At 40.2% G+C, this 23,924-nt stretch carries 17 protein-coding genes; 10 read left to right on the top strand and 7 right to left on the bottom strand.

The genetic code is table 11. The annotated features are described in order from the left end of the window. Positions 1-296: 296 nt before the first annotated feature. A complete protein-coding gene (locus ACTQ9S_RS02570) occupies positions 297-1,604 on the top strand; it encodes a lytic murein transglycosylase (RefSeq protein WP_350657057.1) in 1,308 nt (435 codons plus the stop codon). 663 nt (positions 1,605-2,267) lie between these two features. Here the strand turns inward: ACTQ9S_RS02570 and ACTQ9S_RS02575 are convergent. Next, a complete protein-coding gene (locus ACTQ9S_RS02575) occupies positions 2,268-2,513 on the bottom strand; it encodes a hypothetical protein (RefSeq protein ID WP_082785684.1) in 246 nt (81 codons plus the stop codon). A 528-nt stretch (positions 2,514-3,041) separates the two neighbouring features. Between ACTQ9S_RS02575 and dinB the strand changes: the two genes are divergently transcribed. From dinB to infA, 7 genes are all read left to right on the top strand, one after another. After that, positions 3,042-4,127, top strand: coding sequence for a DNA polymerase IV (gene dinB / locus ACTQ9S_RS02580; protein ID WP_350657056.1), 1,086 nt, complete (start codon positions 3,042-3,044; stop codon positions 4,125-4,127). Between the two features lie 243 nt (positions 4,128-4,370). Further along, the gene (queA, locus tag ACTQ9S_RS02585; protein WP_350657055.1) at positions 4,371-5,528 is read left to right on the top strand and encodes a tRNA preQ1(34) S-adenosylmethionine ribosyltransferase-isomerase QueA; all 1,158 of its coding nucleotides are present in this window, start codon (positions 4,371-4,373) and stop codon (positions 5,526-5,528) included. A gap of 161 nt (positions 5,529-5,689) precedes the next feature. Continuing rightward, a complete protein-coding gene (locus ACTQ9S_RS02590) occupies positions 5,690-7,570 on the top strand; it encodes a type IV pilus assembly protein FimV (protein ID WP_350657054.1) in 1,881 nt (626 codons plus the stop codon). Between the two features lie 58 nt (positions 7,571-7,628). Continuing rightward, positions 7,629-9,344 carry a FimV/HubP family polar landmark protein gene (locus ACTQ9S_RS02595; protein WP_350657053.1) on the top strand — a complete coding sequence of 572 codons (1,716 nt, stop codon included), beginning with the start codon at positions 7,629-7,631 and terminating at the stop codon, positions 9,342-9,344. A 339-nt stretch (positions 9,345-9,683) separates the two neighbouring features. Beyond that, a complete protein-coding gene (locus ACTQ9S_RS02600) occupies positions 9,684-10,790 on the top strand; it encodes an asparaginase (protein WP_350657052.1) in 1,107 nt (368 codons plus the stop codon). Positions 10,791-10,860: 70 nt separating this feature from the next. Further along, positions 10,861-11,706, top strand: a complete 846-nt coding sequence (truA, locus tag ACTQ9S_RS02605) for a tRNA pseudouridine(38-40) synthase TruA (protein WP_350657051.1) — start codon at positions 10,861-10,863, stop codon at positions 11,704-11,706. A 296-nt stretch (positions 11,707-12,002) separates the two neighbouring features. After that, complete coding sequence (gene infA / locus ACTQ9S_RS02610; RefSeq protein ID WP_068036477.1) at positions 12,003-12,224, top strand: translation initiation factor IF-1; 222 nt, start codon at positions 12,003-12,005, stop codon at positions 12,222-12,224. A 494-nt stretch (positions 12,225-12,718) separates the two neighbouring features. Here infA and ACTQ9S_RS02615 read toward each other — a convergent pair whose 3' ends face one another. The 5 genes from ACTQ9S_RS02615 to leuC form a co-directional block, all read right to left on the bottom strand. Beyond that, positions 12,719-13,858 (bottom strand): L,D-transpeptidase family protein, encoded by a 1,140-nt coding sequence (locus ACTQ9S_RS02615; RefSeq protein ID WP_440453625.1) that lies wholly within the window; start codon positions 13,856-13,858, stop codon positions 12,719-12,721. A gap of 435 nt (positions 13,859-14,293) precedes the next feature. Continuing rightward, entirely contained in the window at positions 14,294-15,397 is a 1,104-nt protein-coding gene (gene leuB / locus ACTQ9S_RS02620; protein ID WP_350657048.1) for a 3-isopropylmalate dehydrogenase, read from the bottom strand. Positions 15,398-15,507: 110 nt separating this feature from the next. Then, positions 15,508-16,218 carry a hypothetical protein gene (locus tag ACTQ9S_RS02625; protein WP_068036484.1) on the bottom strand — a complete coding sequence of 237 codons (711 nt, stop codon included), beginning with the start codon at positions 16,216-16,218 and terminating at the stop codon, positions 15,508-15,510. A gap of 136 nt (positions 16,219-16,354) precedes the next feature. Continuing rightward, positions 16,355-17,005: a 3-isopropylmalate dehydratase small subunit gene (leuD, locus tag ACTQ9S_RS02630; RefSeq protein WP_068036486.1), complete on the bottom strand. Its 651-nt coding sequence runs from the start codon at positions 17,003-17,005 to the stop codon at positions 16,355-16,357. 135 nt (positions 17,006-17,140) lie between these two features. After that, positions 17,141-18,559, bottom strand: coding sequence for a 3-isopropylmalate dehydratase large subunit (gene leuC, locus ACTQ9S_RS02635; RefSeq protein WP_068036488.1), 1,419 nt, complete (start codon positions 18,557-18,559; stop codon positions 17,141-17,143). 319 nt (positions 18,560-18,878) lie between these two features. Between leuC and ACTQ9S_RS02640 the strand changes: the two genes are divergently transcribed. Beyond that, positions 18,879-19,751, top strand: a complete 873-nt coding sequence (locus ACTQ9S_RS02640) for a LysR family transcriptional regulator (RefSeq protein WP_068036490.1) — start codon at positions 18,879-18,881, stop codon at positions 19,749-19,751. 626 nt (positions 19,752-20,377) lie between these two features. Beyond that, positions 20,378-21,880 carry a sodium/proline symporter PutP gene (gene putP, locus ACTQ9S_RS02645; protein WP_068036492.1) on the top strand — a complete coding sequence of 501 codons (1,503 nt, stop codon included), beginning with the start codon at positions 20,378-20,380 and terminating at the stop codon, positions 21,878-21,880. Positions 21,881-22,335: 455 nt separating this feature from the next. Here the strand turns inward: putP and ACTQ9S_RS02650 are convergent, their stop codons facing one another. Then, on the bottom strand, positions 22,336-23,769 hold the full coding sequence (locus ACTQ9S_RS02650; protein ID WP_350657047.1) for an OmpP1/FadL family transporter: 1,434 nt from the start codon (positions 23,767-23,769) through the stop codon (positions 22,336-22,338). Positions 23,770-23,924 lie beyond the last annotated feature (155 nt).

Genomic DNA, 23,924 nt, shown 5'->3' on the forward strand with positions numbered 1-23,924 from the left:
TACCACAAATGCAGCGACGTAATGGCGCTGCATTTCTACGTCTATCCTTTAACAAACCTAATGCCATACTTAAAAATAAAACTAGCCTGATAGTATTTTGTTTCTAATTAACTGTTTTTAAATCAGTAATAACCGTATTTATACCATCGACTTTATCATTATTTATTGCTACAGTAATTTTTCGTTGTTGGTTCATAACAGCACTTAGCACAGATACTTTATGACCTCAAACTTGTTTTAAATTTGACCTATTTTTCTACTACTGTTTTAGTACTTACTGATATTCGAGACCTTTTATGATGTTAAAAAAGCAATATGCTATCCTACTGCCTATATTAGTAGCAGCTGGTTGTGCCACTCAGCCGACAATGCAGCAATCGAGCAAACCTGTGCGTCAGGGCAACGTTGAGGTGACTCAGACTCAAACTATCAAAGTAAAACCTGCCCCTGTCATTATTCAACAACAGACTGTCATCACGCCCAAACCTAGCTATCGCAGTTTTTCAGATTGGAAGTCGGACTTCTCTATGCGTGCTATGTCTGCCGGATATAGCTCATCCGATGTCCAGCGCTTACTTAGCTCGGCCTACTTAAACGAGCAAGTTATTTCACTTGATTCAGGTCAGCCTGAGTTTTCTAAAATGCCATGGGAGTATGCAGACTCTGCGGCGTCAGATGCTCGTATCGCAACTGGTAAACGTAAATTTGCAGAGCAGCGCTCGTATTTATCAAGTTTAGAATCCCAATATGGTGTTGATGCAGAGATAATTGCCGCAATTTGGGGTATGGAATCATCTTACGGAGCGGTCACTGGCAACAGCTATCTACCAAGCGCACTTGCAAGTCTTGCCTATGATGGGCGCCGCCAAGAGTTTGCTGAAACTCAATTACTGTCACTCATGCAGCTATTACAACGTGGCGATGTATCTTGGTCTCAGCTTGAAGGCTCTTGGGCAGGTGGTATGGGACAGACGCAGTTCATCCCTGATACTTGGGTAAAACATGGTGTCGATGGCGACAGTAATGGTCATCGCAATCCGTGGTCAACAGCCGACGCGTTGGCATCAACTGCCAACTATCTAAGCAACTCAGGCTGGGTACGTGGGCTAGCGCCATTCTACGAAGTAACCTTGCCAGCATCTTTTGATTACTCTACGGTCAGCACCAAGCAGCCCGCTGCTAGATGGGCAGCCCTTGGTCTTGATACCATTGATGATGTAAATTTAGATGCGAACACACAGATGGAGCTTTGGCTACCTGCTGGCAAAGATGGCCCAGCACTGCTGCTTAGCCCTAACTTCGATGTGATAAAAGTCTATAATAACTCATCAAACTATGCATTGGGCGTCAGCTTATTAGGTAATGCAATCGTTGGAAAAAGTGGTCTACGCAAGTCATGGCCGCGTTATGAGCGTCCGCTATCGACCTCACAAGTGACCCGTTTGCAACAGCGCTTAACCAGTGCAGGCTACGATACCAAAGGCACTGATGGGATTATCGGTACCAATACTCGTAAAGCATTTCAGAGCTGGCAGGCTAACAATGGACAAACGCCAGATGGCTTTATCAGTCAAAGTAGCGCCTCATCATTGACTAGCTGGTGAAGTTATGGCTTGTATATTTTATCTTTGATATATATCTGATAACTATATGTCTGATACAGATATACCTGTTGCCTATACTAAATTGAATAAAGCTCAACGAAGTAACAGTTTTCTATATTGAATGATTAATATGAAAAATTAGTATAAGCAAAGATAGTTTGTCTAAAAAGAAAGATAGTTAAAGAAGAAAGGGGCAGCGCACATTAATTGTCGCTTGCCCCTTTTTTTAAAATATTTACACCAGTAGCTGCTAGAATTATGAGAAAGTTATTTTATAATAATATATTAGGAATCTCCCCCACAAATACTAGTCTAACTCTGTTATTACTTCCTAGTAATCCAAAAAACATGTTCAGAATAATACTATCTCTAAATTTTCGTATATGAAAGATAGTATATTTATTTTCGCTAAATAAAAATACCTGTAAAAACAGGTTGATTAGAAAATATTTTACGCAAACAAATTCAATTATACGATGATATATAAATATTACTGGTTACGGAAATAAGTTAATAATAGAAACTATAAATATGGAGGCATTTATTCTATTTACTAAATAACCTCATCTATTTCTTAATTAAAGCAAAGAAATCATCAGTACCAACTCATACCCTTAATAATCATCTCAGTTATATCTCCTTAGCTCAATGGCTACTAAATATTTATAACCCTGCATCTTCTTGTGTAAGCGCAACTATCTTAATAGGTACAGCGTAAGTCCATGGTGCGCCGCTTGTACAAATAAACTTACCATTTTCAAAGTACATAATACGGGCTGTAAAGTCGTTGTTTTCGTGATCCGTAATAGCACGCTCATCACTTTCGTCATCGACCGCACACCATATATTTTGGTGGCCATTTTTCAGCATTGCTCGGGTTAGGTCGCTACCTTTTAACTGATTATTCATTTTAAACTCCTCAGTCATTAGTTATATTGAAAGTTTAGAATATTTAGTACATCATAGTATTTTAAAGATTCTATCTTTCGTACTTTTAGTTAAAAAAAGATGTCTATACAACCATCATATGCTAAAAAATCTAGACGGTAACATCTACAGATTAATTAAATGGTTTTCATATTTTCTTTAGATAAACTAAATACGTAAAATTAGTAAGTGCTTATCCAAAAGATATGAATTAGATTAATCATTACTTAACTTAACAAACTAATAGTGCTGTCGGCTACCACTTATTTTTTTATTGTCATAAGTGGTACGAATGTACTCTTAAGTGGTAAAAAAAATAAAGCAAATGCTGATTTTACATCCCAATAAAAATTATAAGCGTTAATGAATGGTGATATATTCAAAATCAGGTTTATACATCCAAAATACTTGATATATAAGCTAATACTATATTTTTATAAGTTTGATACTCTCCCCACATCTAGCAAGTATTGCTCAAAAATATCCGTAAACTCAGGTAAAATAGAGCTTATGACAGCTTTTACCTCACCTGCCACTCGTAAGATTATTCATCTCGATATGGATGCCTTTTATGCCAGCGTTGAACAACGGGATTTTCCACAATATCGTGGTAAGCCTTTGGTCGTTGGTGGAGATCCTAGTGGACGTGGCGTAGTAGCCGCTGCCAGCTATGAGGTACGTCAGTTTGGAGTGCGCTCTGCGATGTCCTGTTATGAGGCACGCAAACGTTGTCCAGATGTAATATTCGTACGACCGCGTTTTGATGTATATCGTGCTGTCAGCATCCAGATTCGTACTATTATGTATAGCTTAACACCGCGTGTTGAGCCGCTATCTTTAGATGAAGCTTATCTCGATGTTACGGGTCTACAAGTGCATAAAGGTTCAGCGACATTGATGGCTAACTGGTTGAGGGCACAGATACTAGAGCAAACAGGGCTAACAGCGTCAGCAGGCGTTTCGTTCAATAAGATGTTGGCAAAGATTGCCTCTGATATCAATAAACCTAACGGTACCGCCATTATCACACCCGATGACGCAGAAGCGTTTATTAGTACGCTACCTATAGAGCGCTTTCATGGAATTGGTAAGGCAACAGCCAAACGCTTACACGCAATGGGCGTAAGTAATGGAGCTGATCTTCGGCAGGTACCCGCAGCATCACTAGTTAATGAGTTCGGCAAGCGCGGGCAGTTCTATCATGATATTGCCCACGGTCGTGATGAGCGACCAGTGAAATCTGAGCGTCAGCATAAATCGGTCGGCTCAGAAACTACCTTTAGGGATAACTTGAGTGATAACGAACAATTACGCGTACAAATTTATGAGCAAAACGCTGATGCATTCAGACAAATGAACAATAAGCAGCTTATTGCTTATACCATTACACTCAAGATAAAATATGCTGACTTTACGCAAATAACGCGTTCATATACCTTATCTACTGTTTTTATAAATGCAGAGTCTGCACATTATTGGTTAGATAAGCTGTTCTTAGATATACCGCGTACACTGCCTATCAGACTTGTAGGTGTAACCTATTCATCTTTAATGCCTGCAACCCAGATCCTGCCGCAGCTTAATCTATTCGATTAAGACTTATGATTCGTTTCTATTAATTCGTTTCTGTATTTGAACTTTAATGCAAAGCAGTAATCAATATAAGATTGCTTAGGCTATTTTTATAGTAGGCATAATAGTTAAAAGCCATTAGGAATTTTTCACGCTATTATCCCGTTTCTGCTAAACTTATGCCAAAATTTTTAACTGCCTTCATCATGCATTATGAGTAACTTCAGTTTTAAAACTGCCAATCCTAATATAGACAACGATACCAATATGAATGATATTAAACACGACGATGCCCCACTGACTTATCTAAGCGTTGCTGATTATGATTATGAGCTACCTGACGAGTTAATCGCCCGCTATCCCTTGGCCCAACGCTCAGACTCTAAGCTGCTTTATCTGCCAGCTATAGATCACAAAGAACAACCAAGTCAGCCTCAAGACCACTTGTTTACGGCATTGCCATCCTTGTTCAGTGCCGGTGATCTTATTGTCTTTAATGATACTAAGGTAATGAAAGCGCGACTATTCGGTAAAAAAGACACTGGAGGGCGCGTTGAAGTACTGATTGAGCGTTTGGTAGATAGCTCAGGATTAAAAGACAATGTTGATATAGACAATGAAACATTAGCCATGTATTCAAACATCGCATTAGGTCATGTTAAAGCTAGTAAAGCGCCAAAGCTTGGACAACGCTTATGGCTAGCTGACGAGCGTATGAGCTGTGAGATGATTGGTCGTCAAGACAACTTATTTATCTTAGCCTTCGATGCCCCTGTTTTGCCTGATTTAGAGCTTTATGGTGAGTTGCCAATACCACCCTATTTTGAGCGCCATGCCGATGCGACTGACAATACTCGTTATCAAACGATATTTCATGATCCAGCCAAACTTGCCAGCGTAGCTGCTCCTACAGCCAGTCTACATTTTGATGAAACTGTGCTGTCAGCTTTGGCTAATAAAGGTATTAATACAGCCTTTGTCACTTTGCATGTTGGTGCTGGCACATTTGCGCCAGTTAAGACAGAAAACCTGCTCAATCATACTATGCACAGCGAATATGCACACCTGCCACAAGCGACCGCAGATTTGATTAATCAAACCCATGCAAAGGGTAATAAGGTTATCGCTGTTGGCACGACTGTTGCACGTGTTCTAGAGACCGCTTATCAAAAAACGGCAAATAATGGCCAATCTGTTGCCACTTGGTCAGGAGATACGGACATATTTATATATCCTGGTTTTAAATTTGGCGTTATTGATCGCTTGATAACCAATTTCCATTTACCCAAATCTACCTTACTAATGCTGGTATCCGCATTTGCAGGTAAAGCAGCTATTGAACAGGCTTATCAACACGCAATTAGCCATCAGTACCGCTTTTTTAGTTATGGGGATGCCATGTTGTTGGATAAAAAAGCACTTTAATAAATTTAAGTCTCACTCATCGCTTGGTGATGTTGGTAATGAACACTACGAAATAAATGGTAAACTGAACATTATTTTGCTAAAAACACGGATAGCTATTACACCATTATAAAGAGTACTGTTATTAGTTATTCTCATAAGACACTATAAAAGGGCTGCGCATGTCTTGGCATCTACCTCATCGATTGACCAATATTCATCACGCGGTGTCAATAGCACTACTTTGTTCTGTGAGCTCTGTAGTGTTGCTACCTGTTGCACAAGCAGCCACTATGGGTAAAACAATTATTACCTCTGCGCAGCACGAACCTTTGACTGCAAGTATTACAGTAACTGACATTAATGCTAAGGATTTTGCCGCCAGTCTTGCAAGTCCTGTCGTTTATCAACAGATGGGGCTAACCCCAACAGCATCAATGGCAGTAAGGTTTGTAGCAACTTCTGCCACTACTGGTCAACTGCTTATTAATACCTCACAACCGGTATCAATGCCATTTGCAGATGTAGTACTGGCAATAAATGACAATGGTCAGCGCAATGTAGTACCTAAGACTTTACTTATGCCACTTGGTAACAATGTTCCGATTAAGCAGCCTAATCGAGTTATGTCAGGTACAAAAAAACCGAATCTACCAGTAGTGTCAAACTCTAACTCCAAACCGTTAACTGTTAGACGCGGCGCACCGCCACCGCTATTTACGTCACCGAGTATGCAAGCATCGGTATCGACGCCATCATTGCCAGAAACCAATTCGCTTCAAACATCTAACGTTAAGACGTTACCAGTTATGAGTGCTGTCAATGTACCAACCTTACCAGGGTCTCAAACTTCAAACACAGCGATTGCAAACGCCAATGTTTCGCAGGTGACGAAAGCAACAGACTTCTCTAACAATAGCTTAAATGGCAATAGCTCAAACAGTAGCAGTACTTTGAGAGATACGAACTTAATAGCAAATAATAGTAACGTTGGAAAAGCAGATAAAATAGATCATTTGAACATGAATAACTTAGAAGACGCTGCTGCTCCCAATATTAGTTCGACCACCAATAATAACAATGGACAAAAAAATAGTGCGCTAGGCAATAGTGTGCCGGCAGCTGATGCTATTGGCGCTACCGGCAATACAAATACACAGGTCAATATTCTAAATATTCAAGTGACTCGGCAAATCCAGCTAAAAGAAGACGTTAGCAATAATAAAGCAAGTCAACCAATACCATTTGCAAGCAATATTGAAGCTAAAAGCACGCCATCCAAAGCTTCGCTGCCCTCCTCTGCCAATACTACATCAAACGATAACCATAATGATAATGATAATGCTGGTATGACAGTCGCAGCTCCGATGTCAGGTAATACAAGCACAGCAACGACGAGTTATACTGTACAACGTAATGACAACCTTTGGATCATCTCTCAACAGATTGCACAGCAAAACAACCTCGATGTACCAACTGTCATGAAACAAATTAAAGCGCAAAATCCTGACGCTTTTATTGCACAAGATGCTGACTTACTAAAGGCAAATGCTGAGCTTAGTCTGCCCAGCTACGACACGATGCCTTCACAGCAGAGTCTACAAACTGCCATTGTAGCTCAAAGACAATATTATCTGCAGACTAACCCATCTACAACGAAGAAAACTCATGAGAAAAAACCAACAGCAGTAGAATCTGCTAGCAACGCAAAAGCCATAGCCTCTAAGAGAACACCGTCAGAATCAAAAACAGTATCTGAACGTTCGGATAAGCCCTCTCAAGTTGCTACCAAAACTTTACCAAAGGCACGTTTTTCTGTTGTTGCACCTGGTCGCGACGGTAGTGCCGATGGCACTCAAACTAAAGCTGCTGCTGAAACTGGCAATGGATTAAGCACTGATATTCTGGCGACACTCAAATCGGCGCGTCAGCATACCGCTGAGCAAGCTAAACGAGTAGCAGCGACCAATAATACCCTTGGTAGCTATGCTAAAAAATTACAACTACAAAACCAAAAGCTGGCTGAGCTTGAAGCTCGACTCAAAAAATTACGCAATCAATAATTGCCTAGCTGCCCAGCATCAATTGCTGTAAACAGTGCTCGTAGGCTTGGGAGTATTTATGGATAGTATGCTATATATCATTATAGGTCTGGTGGTCGTTTTATTGGTAGCGGTACTCGTGCTACGCAAAAATAAGACTCAAAAATCGACTACTCAGAACTCGAAAGAAACTGATAAAGATTTAGCTGCTCACGCATCAACGTCAAAACTAAAAACAGCATCTACAGGCTCTAATCAAAACTCTGCTCAGCAAAATGCTACTAAATTTGATCCTTTAGCTGTTGCCCAACGTTTTATGGATCAGCAGCGTTATGATAAAGCGATTGAAAGTATAGAACGAGGATTAATAGAAAAACCTCAAGACTCTAAATTATTACTCAAGCTGCTAAACATCTACGCTATCACTAATCAACATGACGATTTCACTAAAACATATAACGTTATCAAGTTGTCTGATGATACGACAGCTATAAATGATGCAGATCAACTTAAAGCGTTATTAGATCAAGAGCAAACACAAAACAAACCAGTAGAACCTCAAGCTGGTGAAGCTGGCAATGAAGCGGCGTTTGAAAGTCTTGATTTTGACTTGTCTACGCCACAGACAGTTACAGATATCAAGCCTGCTTCGAGTACAGACCGTCTTGAAGCACTCAGTGAGCCTGTAGTGTTACAACAAGAGACTTTTGATGATAACTCTAATTCTGAAGATAGTTTTGATCTCACATTGGATGATTTAGCAACAGAAAATGTAGAAGTTAACAACTTAGAATCTACAACTAGCGACGATAATGATTTTGACATAACTAAAGAGACAAACGACGCAAAAACGCCCGCAGAACCTATTACTATTGATGATGTTAGTAAAAATAAGAATATAAACGTCGATGACGATTTTATGCTTGATTTCGATTTAATGTCAGATGATAGCAACATATCAGAATTAAACTTTGTTGATGATGTGCAAGCACAAGATAGTCAGTCACAACATATCAGCTCAGATGATGATTTTGTTTTAGAACTTGATGACTTGGTTGAAGAGACAAACAGTACTGATTTTTTAGAGAATAGCGCTCAAACTAATAGCGAAGATTTTGCACTACTTTTAGAAAGTGAAGATAGCCCATTGGCTGAGAACAGTACGCTTAGTATGGATACGCTGGACATTCAAGAAAGTACTAGCGACAATGCCATTGTACTTGATAACGATAACGTACTAGAGAACGATGTTGAAGATACGTTGGCACAACTTGACACAACGACTGTCAAAGATGAGTTTTCTATTAGCGATGACACACAACCTGCAGCAGTCAATGAAGTGTCGGAAATAGACATTGATACAACTACACTTTTCTTAGATGATGAAGTCTCTACTACTGAAACTTTGAAGAATGAAACACATGATGACAAAGTACTCAATAATCAAAGCATAGAAGATAGTTTAGCAATAGATGACGAGTTTGATTTTGATTCAGTCGTAAACTCACCGTCTGTTAGCATGCCAGTAGAGAGTGAAAACAATGTAAGCCTTGTTGATGACAATGCAAATATCCATACACTTGTATCTCAAGAGATTGATTTTGCAGCTCAATTTGCCACAGACTTTGATTTTGTAAATACCTTGGACAGTAATCAAGTAACACTGGATTTAGCTGGTCAGTATTTACAGCTGGGTGAGTACGATAGTGCCAAACGCTTACTTAACGAAGTCATTACTCAAGGTAACAGTGAACAGCAGAATCAAGCACAAGAGATGCTGGCGCGTACAGCTTAAGATATAGCTAGGGCCAGTAGAATAGCACTAATTTTAGCTTTATAATTCATTCATATTAATAGGGCTACAGTACTGCTGGAATGAATTTTTGAAGTCTCTGTATTACTTCGCACATAGCAAGCAAGTAAAATTTATACCAGCCCGAGACCATCCCAGCATGACATTGTCATAGGTGTGCTCTTTTTATTTTGAATTGACTATACTATCAATCTCTTGAACCATTATATTGTTCATCACCAAGCATCTTATGAAAATAGGATGCTTGTTTCTATTTTACGGTTTATCATTTATATTACCCCTACTGTTATTCTTATTACTTAACCTTAATGCGGTAATCTCATGCCATCATCTTCAACCTTATCAAATCGATCATCTAATACTATTCAGCTTATTTACGCTGGTGGTACTTTTGGTAGTTATGGGCGCCCATTAGCTCCTTTAGATGCCAATATCTTCTTGCCTGCTTTACAAGAGCTACTTACTGAGCACAATCAAACAAATCAGTTGCCAGAAGTCTCGTGGTTAGATAATAAGCTGATTAAAGACAGTAGCCAGCTAACCTCAAACGACTTTGTGCATTTCTATGAGCTGTTATTAGATGCCTATGCACAAGGTCAACGTCAGTTTGTACTAATCACAGGTACAGATACTTTAAGTTATCTTGGCGCGTTTCTAGCGGAGGCATTTGCAGGCACGGATATGTGTTTGGTGGTCACTGGTAGTATGCGCCCATTGTTAGATAGCGATGTATTACCGACCTATACGGTAGATGCAAATAGTGATGCATGGAATAATCTCAGCGAGTCTTTACGTCTAGCTGCTGCTGGAGAGTCTGGCGTTAAGATAAGCTTTGGCGGTGAGTCATGGCCCGCACAAACAGTACAAAAAATTCATAGTCATGATTTTATGGCTTTTACCGGTCATACTCGTGCTGGCTACCCAAATAACAGTTATATAAAGCAGCTACCAGACACGCGCCGTCAACATTGGCTTGATGACCAAATAGCTGTTAAGAATGATATTCAAACCCGTGCAGAACAAGCGAATATCCATGCGATATATTGTCTGCCTAATATTCCTGATATCTTGAGTACGCAGCTAGAAGCGCTATTGACCCAGCCACCATGCGGGATAATATTATTAGGTTTCGGCGCTGGCAATGTTCCTCACTCCAAAGATTTAGCCGAAGCATTGCAACGTTCGTACGAGCATGGTCATATGGTGGTATGCGCTAGCCAATGTCCATTTGGCGGGGTCAGCGACAGTTATGCTGCGGGTAGTTGGCAATATGATTACCATGTCATTGCTGGTGGGCGCTTAACCATTCCTGCTATCTATGCGCGATTGTTATGGCTATTGCTACGCTATGACACACCTGCACGAAGAAGACAACGCTGGACATATACTGTCAATCAGTCAGGAACAGCAATAAGAAAAAATCGTTGAACAATATTACCAAGTAAAACGACAAGCACCTGCCCCGAACACTACGCCTACTAGAGAAATTAAGAGATTAATGGAAGTTGAGAGACCAATGGAAGCTGAAAAACAAGACAACCCTACTTATAACTTGGCCATTGCCATCGAATTTTTAGGAACTAATTATCGGGGCTGGCAACGTCAAAAAGAGGTGCTTGGAGTACAAGAGGCGCTAGAGAAAGCCATTAGTACTGTTGCCAATGAATCTGTTGAAGTGGTCGCGGCAGGTCGTACTGATGCTGGCGTCCATGCCAGCAATATGATTGCGCATTTTATCACCCACGCTTACCGCCCGACTCATAATTGGCTACGCGGTGTTAACAGCCTATTGCCTGATGATATTGCCCTACGCTGGGTCCAACCTATGCCAGCAGACTTTCATGCCCGTTTTGGCGCTATTGCTCGACGTTATCGTTACATTACACTCAATCAAGCTGCACGTCCTGCCATACTCAATCATCAAGTCACCCATATTCACGAACCTCTAGATTTAGCGGCGATGCAGCTTGCAGCGGCTGATATTGCTGGGACTCATGATTTTAGTAGCTATCGTGCTGCAGCTTGCCAATCTAATCAGCCCATACGTACTGTCAGCCATGCCAAGCTTTTCGCCCATGGCGCATTTATCGTTTTTGACATTCAGGCGAATGGTTTTTTACATCATATGGTACGTAACCTAATGGGTACTTTATATGCGATTGGAAGACATGAGCTTGAGCCTACAGACTTCTTATCTATTTTAGAAAAAAAAGACCGCACCATCGCTCCACCTACTGCATCCGGTGACGGCCTATATTTTATTAACGCTTATTATCCTGAGCACTACCAGCAGCTGATGCCACAGGCCCCTCTTACCCCACTTTGGCTCAACCTGCCTGACTGAAAATAGGGCGTGTCCTCATTTTGATAATGATGATAAAAATGAGATAGATTTTTGTCAATCAAAGAAGATTTCGCAGAGAATATGAACATACTGTCTAGAAATTTTCAAAGAGTGACGAAAATATAGCCATTTTTAGCCCATTAGAGGTTCACTTGTTCAGATTGAAGACACGCCCTAGCTAGGATTGGCGAATATACATAACACTTACACAGTGTCAAGTAAAAACAATGTTTTGTTGCTTTAATATTGAAACTTACGTATAATATCGGCTTATTTTTCATTGATTGATACAAATTATGGCCAAAGACGATATTATTGAATTTGAAGGTGAAGTTATCGACACCCTTCCAAATACTTTGTTTAAAGTTCGTTTAGAAAACGGACACGAGATTATTGCTCATATCTCAGGAAAGATGCGTAAACACTATATTCGCATTTTAACTGGTGATAAAGTTAAAGTGGAAATGACACCTTATGACCTAACTAAAGGTCGCATTACTTATCGCGGCAAAAACTAATTTTTTTATAATGTCTTGTTCCTAAGACGACAGTTATTCGATTTTAAGTTATTAAACTGGTTATTGAATGGACTAGTTATTTGGTTGATATACAAAACTGAATGGTCTCCATAACAATAATAACAAAAACGACAAACTGTCCATTGCTATGACTTACAGCAGATAACTATCTACAAATAGCAGCTCGTTTAATAATTAACATTATTTTTGCAATATCTCTATTTCTGCAACGTCCCTATTCTTGCAACGTCTCGTTGTTTTACTTAATTTTGCATAAAAAAATACCGCTAATCTTCAGCGGTATTTTTATGTCTGGGTTTTCATTTTGTAACGTTAGCAATTCCTAGGGCTAATCATTTGCCTATATTTAAATCATTGCAAAATCTTCATCTCATTTTCAAAAATTGAAGTTAATGATAAAGAGATGCGTAAGCGTTACGGCTAGTAATTTTTACGCATCACTGATAGATTTAGCTCATTATTTAAAAGTGGTATTACTTGAACTCTACCGTCGCATCATTTTTGATTGTACCTAATAATGCTAAAGCGTCCCAATTGGTCAATCTTATACAGCCTGACGATGCTTGTCTGCTAATGCGCGCTGGATCTGGCGAGCCATGAATACCATATGAGGGTTTACTAAGCCCTATCCATACCACACCTACTGGATTATTAGGGCCAGGAGGGATAATAATTTGACTGCCATCATCTCCAGTATAAGTGTAGTTAGGTTCATGCACTTTGACTTCAACGGTATGTTTGCCTGATGGCGATGGTGTTGCCGTGCTACCTACTGTAGTTGGATAACTAGCAACCAAATTATTCTGCTCATCATAAGCATATAAAGTTTCAGTTGTTTTGTCAGCCACTACTCGACTTACGGGCTTAGTGTTTGGATTGCCAGGATTATAAACAGTGATACCCTCTCCGGCATTAAACTTGGCGTTTGGATTGAGTTCTTTAAGATACTTTTCACTCATATGGAATTTTTCTGCTAAGGCTTCGATAACGCTTTCGTAGTACATACCTTCAAGCTTAGCTTTGGCTTCTGCACCAGCAGGAATAGTGGTGGTTTTTAAATTTACATCAGCATCACTTAGCTTGTAGCTAACCAATACAGGTTGTGACATGAGCTTATTATTTTTAGTTAAAGCTTGCCATGTTTCTTCGTTGAGATTATTCGTCACCTTCAGACCACGAGACTTTTGAAACGCTTGCATGGCTTTGATGGAGTTCTTACCCCAATAGCCATCCACAGGTCCGACACTACTTTGATTCCAATTCAGCAAAGCCTGAAGCTTAGTGCTCATACTACGACTTACGTTTGCGCCTTTTTTCCAGCTGGAACTATTAACCTTCTGAGCAAACTTTGGCAGATTATTCGTTGTGTATTTGATAGTAGGTAGCAGCTTATTCAGCGAATTCGCAGTCTTACTATTCTCAGTAAGATTTTGGCTGACACCATTGGTGACCGGACTAGCATCAGTACTAGCAACCTTATTGGCAGTACTAATAGTATTAGTATTAGTATTAGTATTAGTATTAGTATTTGCAGCAATACTTGGATTTATAAATAATACGGCAGATAACCCTAATGCCGCTATAGCAGAATTAATTTTTGTTATTTGATGCATGCTTCATTCCTCAACTGATTATTAATGAAATATTAAGATCACTATCTTATTTTTGTTTTTGACAATAACATTTAGCGAAATCATTACTAATTTGTTTCTAATTTTATTCTTTATAAAAGTATATTTCTACATACTATTTTAAAAGAGATAATGATGTCACAGGACCATTTTCTGATGTAACAGTTTTATGTTAACAAACATCTAATCTTATAGTTTCTATGTTAAAAATGGACTATATGTCAGAAATTTTCCCATAACACAGTGCAAAAAACCCAATAGATTATTATGCCGAATATTTATTCGATCATAAAAAACCCACAAACTGCTAGACAGCTTGTGGGCTTTATTCGACTTTAGCATGTATATAAATTATTTATAATCTAACCGATATAGTCAGCTTCAACTGTATCCGTCTAGTTTCCAAATAATGTGGGTTTATACTAGCTTCGCTAATACCGCCTCACCCATTTGCTTGCAACCAACTTGGATTAGCCCCGCCTCACTACTATCTAGAATATCAAGCGTACGCAGGCCATCATCAAGGACGTCACTGACTGCCTGTTCAATCGCTTGTGCTGCTGGTTCTTGTTTAAAAGTATAGCGCAGCATCATGGCGACAGAAAGTATCGTGGCTAATGGATTGGCTTTATCTTGTCCAGCAATGTCAGGTGCTGAGCCATGACAAGGCTCATACATACCCTTGCCGTTTTCATCAAGGCTAGCTGATGGCAGCATACCAATAGATCCTGTCAGCATAGCCGCTTCGTCAGATAAGATATCGCCGAACATGTTACCCGTCACCATGACATCGAACTGCTTAGGATCTTTAATCAGTTGCATACATGCATTGTCAGCATACATGTGCGATAACGCCACATCATTATAATCCGCTTGTTGCATCTCAATCATCGTCTGCTTCCACAGCTCAGTAACCTCTAGCACATTCGCTTTGTCTACTGAGCAGACTTTGGCTGCAGTACCTGCTGCTTGTGCACGCGTTTTTGCCAACTCAAAAGCGACCTTGCCAATACGTTGAATCTCACTAGTGCTATACACCATAGTGTTATAGCCTTGCTGCTCACCATTCTCTAGAGTACGAATACCACGTGGCTCACCAAAATAAATACCACCCGTTAGCTCACGGACAATGAGCAAATCTAAACCTGAGATAATCTCAGGTTTTATACTAGAAGCATTAGCCAGCTGCGGATAAAGTTTCGCGACACGCAAGTTGGCGAATAAACCAAGCTCACCACGAATTTTAAGCAGACCACGTTCAGGACGTTTACTGCGCTCTATAGCATCCCACTTAGGACCACCAACTGCTCCCAATAACACTGCGTCGGCTGCACGTGCACGACTAAGCGTTTCCTCTGGTAAAGGCTCACCAGTTACATCAACAGCTGCACCTCCAATCAATCCAGACTCAAGATTCAAATCTAGCGTAAATTTTTTATTGACGGCTTGCAGTACATTAATGGCTTGGGTCATAATCTCAGGACCAATGCCATCACCAGCTAATGTTAAAATCGTTGCCATACTAATCCTTGTTGGTAGGTAAAGTGGAAAAAGACAAGAGCAAAGTATTGCTTGATTTGATTCATGTTAGTGAGATATGACACTAAATTAATTATTCAAATGATACAATACTAAACCTTAGCCTTTGATTTTGTTGTTTGGTTTATAACGCTATTTTCTACAAACTCCCCCTGACTTTCAGTATTCATCTGTTTGCAAAACTGGCGCTTAATGCTATCGCCTTGGATAAGATCAATACATAAAGGATTAGGTGAAGCGGTGTCTAACAAACTGCCTGTATCTTGATTGGATTTTTTGCGATAAGCACGTAACAGATAAGTATCTGGCTGTACAAACTCATGAATCATCGCAAAGCGTTCAACATAACCGATATTATTTTCGGGATAAAAGTTTATATGCACTTCACGCTTTGCAGGCTTGACCCGTGCATAATAGTTAGTCATACCAGGCATGCCAGACGCGGATAAAGGTACGATCTTGACAGACTTTTGGCTCTTTAGCGGTGCTATTATGTTGCTTGATTTAGAGTTAACAATATTATCGTAGTCCACTTGCTCAACACTCAGCATGGCAGGATCTACTGGTTTGTGGGTATCTGGCGCAATGACTAAAGTTTGGTCGATTTGCATGATTTCACAATGATAGGTTCCTGCACAGGCAATGTTTACTTCACCAGCAATAGGCTCAATCTTACCTGCCCATCTCTCAGCATTTTCTGCTTTATCTATTTGCTGGTAGCCCGTCAATAATTGACAACCTGACAGTAGCAAGCTTGTTGCGACAGCTGCACTTGTAAATACAACAATACGTTTTTTATTCATAATGACGGCTACTATTTCATAGTGATAACAAATTACCTTTCATTCTAGCCATTTTGTTACCATAACTCAACGTTGTATTATTGACCAATCTACTTTTATTAAATGCTGCAGCTAAGTGCCCAATAAGATTCGTTGCTTATGCCTTGACTTCATTAAATATCCAAGGCGTCTGTTGCATCATTTTATTTTCATAATCCTTAATGGCATCGCTCTGCTGCAGAGTAAGACCAATATCATCTAGACCATTCAACAAACAATGCTTGCGAAACTCATCAATTTCAAATGGATATTCTTGTCCTACTGAATTGATAACGACTTGTCGCTCCAAGTCTGCCGTTAGCTCATAGCCTTCATTTTCCAAAGTCTCTTTCATCAACTTATCGACAATTGCTTCATCTAAAACAATAGGTAGCATGCCATTCTTAAAGCAGTTGTTATAAAAAATATCTGCAAAACTTGGGGCAATAACCGTACGAAAGCCATATTCAGATAATGCCCAAGGCGCATGCTCACGGCTAGAACCGCAACCAAAGTTTCTGCGTGACAGTAAAATAATTGCGCCTTGATAACGTGGCTTATTTAAGACAAAGTCTGGGTTAATAACGCGTGTGCTATTGTCTTGGCCCGGATAGCCTTCATCAAGATAACGCCAATCATCAAATAAATTGACGCCAAAGCCGGTACGTTTAATAGATTTCAAAAACTGTTTTGCGATAATTTGGTCGGTATCGACGTTTGCGCGATCAAGTGGGCAAACGATACCTGTTTGAGTATTATAAGCTTGCATAAAAATTTCCTATAAATGACATTTCTTATTTAGAAGTAAGTGGCTGTTTTAATTGGCGCTACTGAGTGGCGATTAAAAGCAACGCTATGCACGTATCCATAGAGAATTGACGCGCATTACACTAGCATATAGCAACTAAAACGTACGCACATCCACAAAGTGACCAGCCAATGCGGCGGCAGCGGCCATCGCAGGACTCACCAAATGCGTGCGTCCACCAGTGCCTTGACGACCTTCAAAGTTACGGTTGGACGTTGATGCACAATGCTCTTCTGGCTCAAGCTTATCGGCATTCATCGCAAGGCACATTGAACAACCCGGCTCACGCCATTCAAAACCTGCATCGGTAAACAAGGTATCCAAACCTTCTGCTTCTGCTTGCAGTTTTACTTGCCCAGATCCTGCCACCACGATAGCTTCTTTAATCGTATTTGCAACTTTACGACCTTTAATCACTGCCGCTGCATCACGCAAATCTTCGATACGTGAGTTGGTACAAGAACCAATAAAGATACGATCAAGCTGAATATCAGTGATTGGCTGCCCTGCTTGCAAGCCCATATACGTATAAGCGCGTAACCAGCCTTCTTGCTGCGACTCATCAGCCGCTTGATCAGGGGTTGGTACCGACTGAGTAATGTCAACGACCATTTCAGGTGAGGTGCCCCAAGATACTTGCGGTGCAATTTGACTACCGTCGATTTCAATAACTGTATCAAATACTGCATCATCGTCTGAATATAGTGTACGCCAGTAAGCTTCTGCTTGTTCCCACTGCTTATCCGTTGGTGCGTAAGGACGACCTTTAACATAATCAATCGTTATGTCATCTACAGCTACCATGCCCACGCGTGCGCCAGCTTCAATTGCCATATTACAGACAGTCATGCGCCCTTCCATGCTCATATCTTCAAACACTTGCCCTGCAAACTCAATTGCGTGGCCATTGCCACCAGCTGTACCAATCTGCGCAATAATGGCAAGTACCACATCTTTTGAGGTTACGCCAGTGCCAAGCTTACCATTGACCCGAATTTGCATGTTTTTCATTTTTTTGGTAATTAAACACTGGGTTGCAAGTACATGCTCAACCTCAGAAGTTCCGATACCATGCGCAAGACAACCAAGTGCACCATGAGTTGCCGTATGCGAATCACCACATACGACTGTCATACCTGGAAGCACCAGACCTTGTTCAGGACCAACCACATGCAAGATGCCTTGACGAGCATCATTAATGGTGAACTCAGCAATATCAAACTTAGCGCAGTTATCATCTAGAGTAACCACCTGCAAGCGTGAGACTTTATCTTTGATACCAGCCACACCCTCAAGACGCTCTTTACTCACTGTCGGTACGTTATGATCAGGGCTGGCAATGTTGGCCGAGAGTCGCCAAGGAGCGCGATTGGCAAGCTCTAAGCCTTCAAATGCTTGCGGACTAGTCACTTCATGCAATAGATGGCGGTCAATATAAATCAAGCTCGAACCATCATCACGCTTTGTGACTTCATGAGCATTCCAGAGTTTGTCGTATAACGTATGACCAGCCATATTGCTATCCTTTATTAATTGCCAATTACTTATTATGTATTTATCTCTGCCTATACTTCATAAATAGAGAGTTAATTATTGCAAATTCTTAGGGTTACCTATTTGTTCTTATACTTATTGCTCTTTACTGAAACAGTAATTTATAAAGCCATCAGAATAAAAATGTCAAAAAGTGTCCCAATGTCTTGTGATTATAGCAGCCTAATTCTATAATAATAATTGATGATTTTTATCTATTCACAAACTTTTATTTCTAATACATTATGAATAGGCAAGCCAACTTTTATTTATAGCTTATATCCAAGCTAAGGACATCGGTTTGAATACCACTAATTTGACGACGTTTGTGACCGTTATGCAAACAGGTAGCATATCAGGCGCAGCAGAGAAGCTGTTTATTACCCAGCCTGCTGTTAGCAAACGCATCAAAAATCTAGAAGATGAGTTTAAAATTACCTTATTTGATACCGTAGGTCGGGGTATTGTACCGACTCAAGCAGCCAGTGAAATGCTACCGCATGCGAAGCGCTGGCTAGAAGATTACGAGAATTTTAAGATAAACCTGCAACATTCTAAGCAAATCGTTTCTGGCAAATTAGTCATTGGTACCAGTCATCATATTGGCTTGCATCATCTTGCTCCAGTGTTAAAGGATTTTATCCAGAGTTATCCTGCGGTGCAGCTTGAAGTTCATTTCGTAGACTCAGAAGAAGCGCATAAAGCCGTCCTTGATGGCAATTTATCTCTGGCTTTTTTAACACTACCGCCTGTCTATGATAAGCGCCTCACCTATCATACCCTATGGTCAGACCCACTATATTTTATGACAGGTGCACTATCGCCTTTAGCGACGAAAACCAATGTAACCTTAGAGCAATTGGCACATTACCCTGCTATTTTACCTTCTGCTAACACCTTTACCAGTCAAATTACTCTAGCAGAGTTCGCCAAACATAATCTAAAACCCTATGCGACCATGAGTACAAATCCACTTGAGTCTATTCGCATGTTGGTATCCGTTGGACTTGGCTGGTCGGTATTGCCGCAAACCCTTATCAGCCAAGATCTAGAACGTATCAATATGGCTGATAATATCGAACTACAACGATATTTAGGGGTGGTCATTAATCCCAAACTAACGCGTTCTAGTAGCGTTGAAGCTTTATTAGAATTGCTTGCGCCTATTGACTGATAATAGGTATAGCTGACAGTAAAGATAGCAGATCAATTCGTGACATGAATCTAATCAATAGTTCGAAGTCTATATGCATAGGCGCTGTTCGCAATTATAATCTCTATACGTTATAATACGCACAGGTTTACTTTTATAACATATAGTTACCATAACAACACTGATACTCACTTACTGAATGGTTTGGGTAAGGTATGATGGCAAATGTAGCTATTTTTTTTTGCCAATCATCTATCTATGATAAGTAGATAGATGATTTAACTACCATCAGTAATAACGTTTAACAATGGTGCTTTATGTTTAATTTTTGCTGACTTCTGCATGTTATATTCTGTATAAGAGATATAGCCAAATTGCAGAATTGACAGTTTTAAATGATTGATTTTGTCCGTGATGATCAGTTAGAACTACTAACATTAGGTAATTTAATTGATTATTGATAACTTAATAAGTTATAGGTGAAAACAGCATCAATCATATAAAACTAGAAGTGAATACTGACTATAAGCAAAAAGCCATTTTGTTCTACTTAATGGCTTTTCTTGTCTTTGTAGATCGTATTTTAATCATAAGACTTTATAGTTAAATATAATTAAAACCAATACAGTTGGTTAAGGACAGTTTCTATGAATGGAATTTCTAGTGGTGTACTAATATCGCTTGGTGCCTATTTTTTGGTAATGATTGGGATTGGCATCTATGCCTACTTTAAACAAGCAAATGACACTGAAGGCTACATGCTTGGTGGGCGTAGCTTGGGCCCAGCAGTAACTGCTTTGTCAGCAGGTGCATCAGACATGTCAGGTTGGTTATTACTTGGCCTGCCCGGTTACATGTATGCTGATGGGGTCGTTAGTGTTTGGATTGCACTTGGTTTAACACTTGGCGCCCTGCTCAACTACATCATTGTCGCGCCGCGTCTTCGCGTTTATACCGAGGTCGCTGATAACGCAATTACTCTACCTGACTATTTCGCTAACCGCTTCGAAGACAAGTCGCACATGCTACGTGTCATATCAGCAGTGGTTATTATCTTATTTTTCACCGTCTATACTGCTGCAAGCTTAGTGGGTGGCGGTAAGCTTTTTGAAAGCTCACTTAACCTATCTTATAGTACTGGTCTTTGGGTTACCGCTGGCGTTGTTGTCGCTTACACCTTATTTGGTGGTTTCTTAGCGGTCTCAATGACTGACTTTGTGCAAGGTATCATCATGCTATTTGCGATGGTGATTGTACCTGTCGTTGCTTTCACCGATCTTGGTGGTATATCGGCGACTACTACAGCAGTAAGAAACATTGATCCAAGCCTGCTAGATATTACTAGTGGCATGAGTGTGATTGGTATTATCTCTTTGATGGCATGGGGTCTTGGCTATTTCGGTCAACCACATATCATTGTGCGTTTTATGGCAATACGTTCGGTTAAAGATGTACCAACCGCACGTAATATCGGTATGAGCTGGATGGTTGTGAGCTTGATTGGTGCATTGATGACTGGTTTTGCTGGTCGTGCTTATGTACAAAAAACAGCAATGACCCTAGATGATCCTGAAACTATCTTTCTAGTGTTTACACAGTTTTTATTCCATCCCCTAGTATCGGGCTTCTTATTAGCAGCTATCTTAGCAGCCATCATGAGTACTATCTCATCACAGCTGTTAGTAGTATCAAGCTCGCTAACTAAAGATGTCTATAAGTTATTCTTTGATAAAGATGCACCAGAAGCTCGCCAAGTATTGGTCGGCCGACTATCAGTAGTCGCTGTAGCTGTGGTATCAATCTTACTCGCATCTGATCCGGACAGCTCGGTACTAAAGCTAGTGTCTAATGCTTGGGCAGGTTTTGGTGCGGCATTTGGACCACTAGTTATTATTAGTCTAATGTGGAAAGGTATGAACCGTAACGGTGCTGTTGCAGGCATGGTCGTTGGTGCGTTGACCGTTATCCTATGGATTTATGGTGGCTTCACTCTAGCTGACGGTACTGAACTTGGTAGCTGGTTATTCGCGATTGTCCCAGGCTTTATATTAAGTACGATTGCTATCGTCGTAGTCAGTATGGCTACTGGCGGTCCTAAACCTTCTGTTATTGCGAAGTTTGAAGAAATGGAACTTAACTTAGATAAGTAAGCTATCGACATATTTTGTTGTTATCACAACTCTCGTTACTATCATGGTAGCGAGGGTTTTTTATTGGCTTTTTTTACTGTCTGATGATTTATATCTGCATTAGCTCAGCGATCATTTAGGGCGTGTCATCAATTTGAGTAGCAGGGAAAATGAGTGTAACTATAGTCAATTCATTTTAATCACAGATATAGTGTAGCTATGATGAGTTTACCCAGCCTATGATAGGCTTACTCACAGCAAGCAAAAAAGCTTTTATCAGCTAAACTTATAACCCTTATTGTCGCTACCTCCAAGTTTACAATGAGAGACTGAATCTACGCGATTTACATTGCCTTAAACCTGCTATAACACTCATACCCTTTATCTTTCTCTTAATTAAAATAATAAAAAAGCGACCCATCATGGATCGCTTTTTTATTTTTTTGAAAGTCAGTTACTAGCAAATAAAGAAATTATTAGTAATCTTGATAAGAAAGCTTCACACCAACAATGTATCCATCATTATCTTGGAAATCAGCAACGATTTTTTCACTTGGCAATTGACCTTGTGCATCACCGAACCATAGGTATTTGCCACCCGCTGAGACTGCCCAGTTTTCAGTGACGTTGTACTTAGCACCAAGACCAACACTGTAATAGCCATCGATAGGACCTAGTGAAGTCGTTGGATCACCAGCTCCGCTATCCCAGCCAACTGTACCACTCACAGCAAGTGCTGGTGCTAAACGCTTAGCCAGACCCAATTCTACCTGCCATTGGTCATCCTCATACTCGACCAAATTTAAACCATCAGGACCATAACTACGCTGACTAACTTGGTTATATAGTGGTGGTGTAATTACAAAATCACTCCAAGGTACCCAGCGTACTTTTGCTGTTGCTAAAGTCGTTGGGTTGATACCTGTTTGAAAATCAAAGTTTACTGATTCGGGAGTAGTAATCTCGTAAGTACTGCTTTGAGTAGCAGCAGCTGGATTACCTGCTAACGTTCCTGCTAGAGGATAAGTCTCAGATATCTGTATATCATGATCAATCTCAGAACGATAAGTCAACGCCGCTTTTAAAGCAATTTCAGGTTTGCTATATGACATACCAGCGATCCAACCATAATCCATATCAGGATTGCTGTTTGATGTGTAACCAGTAGCAGGACCATAAGCCAATCCACGTAACTTCACTTGAGCTTGAATACGCTGAGCGACTGGACCACCATACACTTGGAATTCTTTATTGGCGCCAAATTTAGCCCCTAGTAAAGCCGTTAAGTTTTCACTACGTACTTCAACGTTAGTATTTTCACCAGCCGTACTAAACTCTCCATTTACAATACCAACTGCTGGAGCCAACGCTGCCAATGCACCTTGCTGCTGTGGCGTCAAAGTACCACCCTGTGCCAATATACCTTGAAGAGCAGTGACTGTACCTTGTGCCTGAGCAAAACTAGTAACTCCAAGCGGTGAACCTGGACCAATAGCACCTCCAGAAATAGCCGTAATAGTAGCCTCACGGTTGTCTCCATCCTGAGCTACAAAGTTGCCCTCAGTGTATTCAGCAGCGGCACCAAACGGCTCATCGTATATAACACCTACACTAAAAGTATCATTAATATCAGCTTTTACGCCATAACGGAAGAAATCATAAGATTCAGCAATATCGCCAGTATCACCGCCTTCGACATAAGTATTACTAGTAGGTATAACGTTAGCACTATCTTTACCACTGACATCAGCATCAATATAAGTATAAACAGCCTCAGCATAAGTACCATCTTGGAAGAATGCGGTGACATCTTGACCAGAACGATCAAGACCAGCAGCATTAGATAAACTAGCTACAGAAATTGTTGCGATTGCTACCGCGAGTGTTTTCAAGTGAAAAGTATTGCGCATTGTGTATCTCCAAACATCCTCGTTGTTTTACCGTTACCATAATTAGCCAGTGATAATATTTACCACGTTATGCTCGTTATTTAAACGGTCTCCTAATTTGAATAGTAATGGCTTTCTCACACTAAGACAACACTTAAAGTGCTTTATTTCTCTAA

Origin of the sequence: Psychrobacter sp. ASPA161_9, from assembly GCF_051970275.1 — a bacterium.
GTDB lineage: Bacteria > Pseudomonadota > Gammaproteobacteria > Pseudomonadales > Moraxellaceae > Psychrobacter.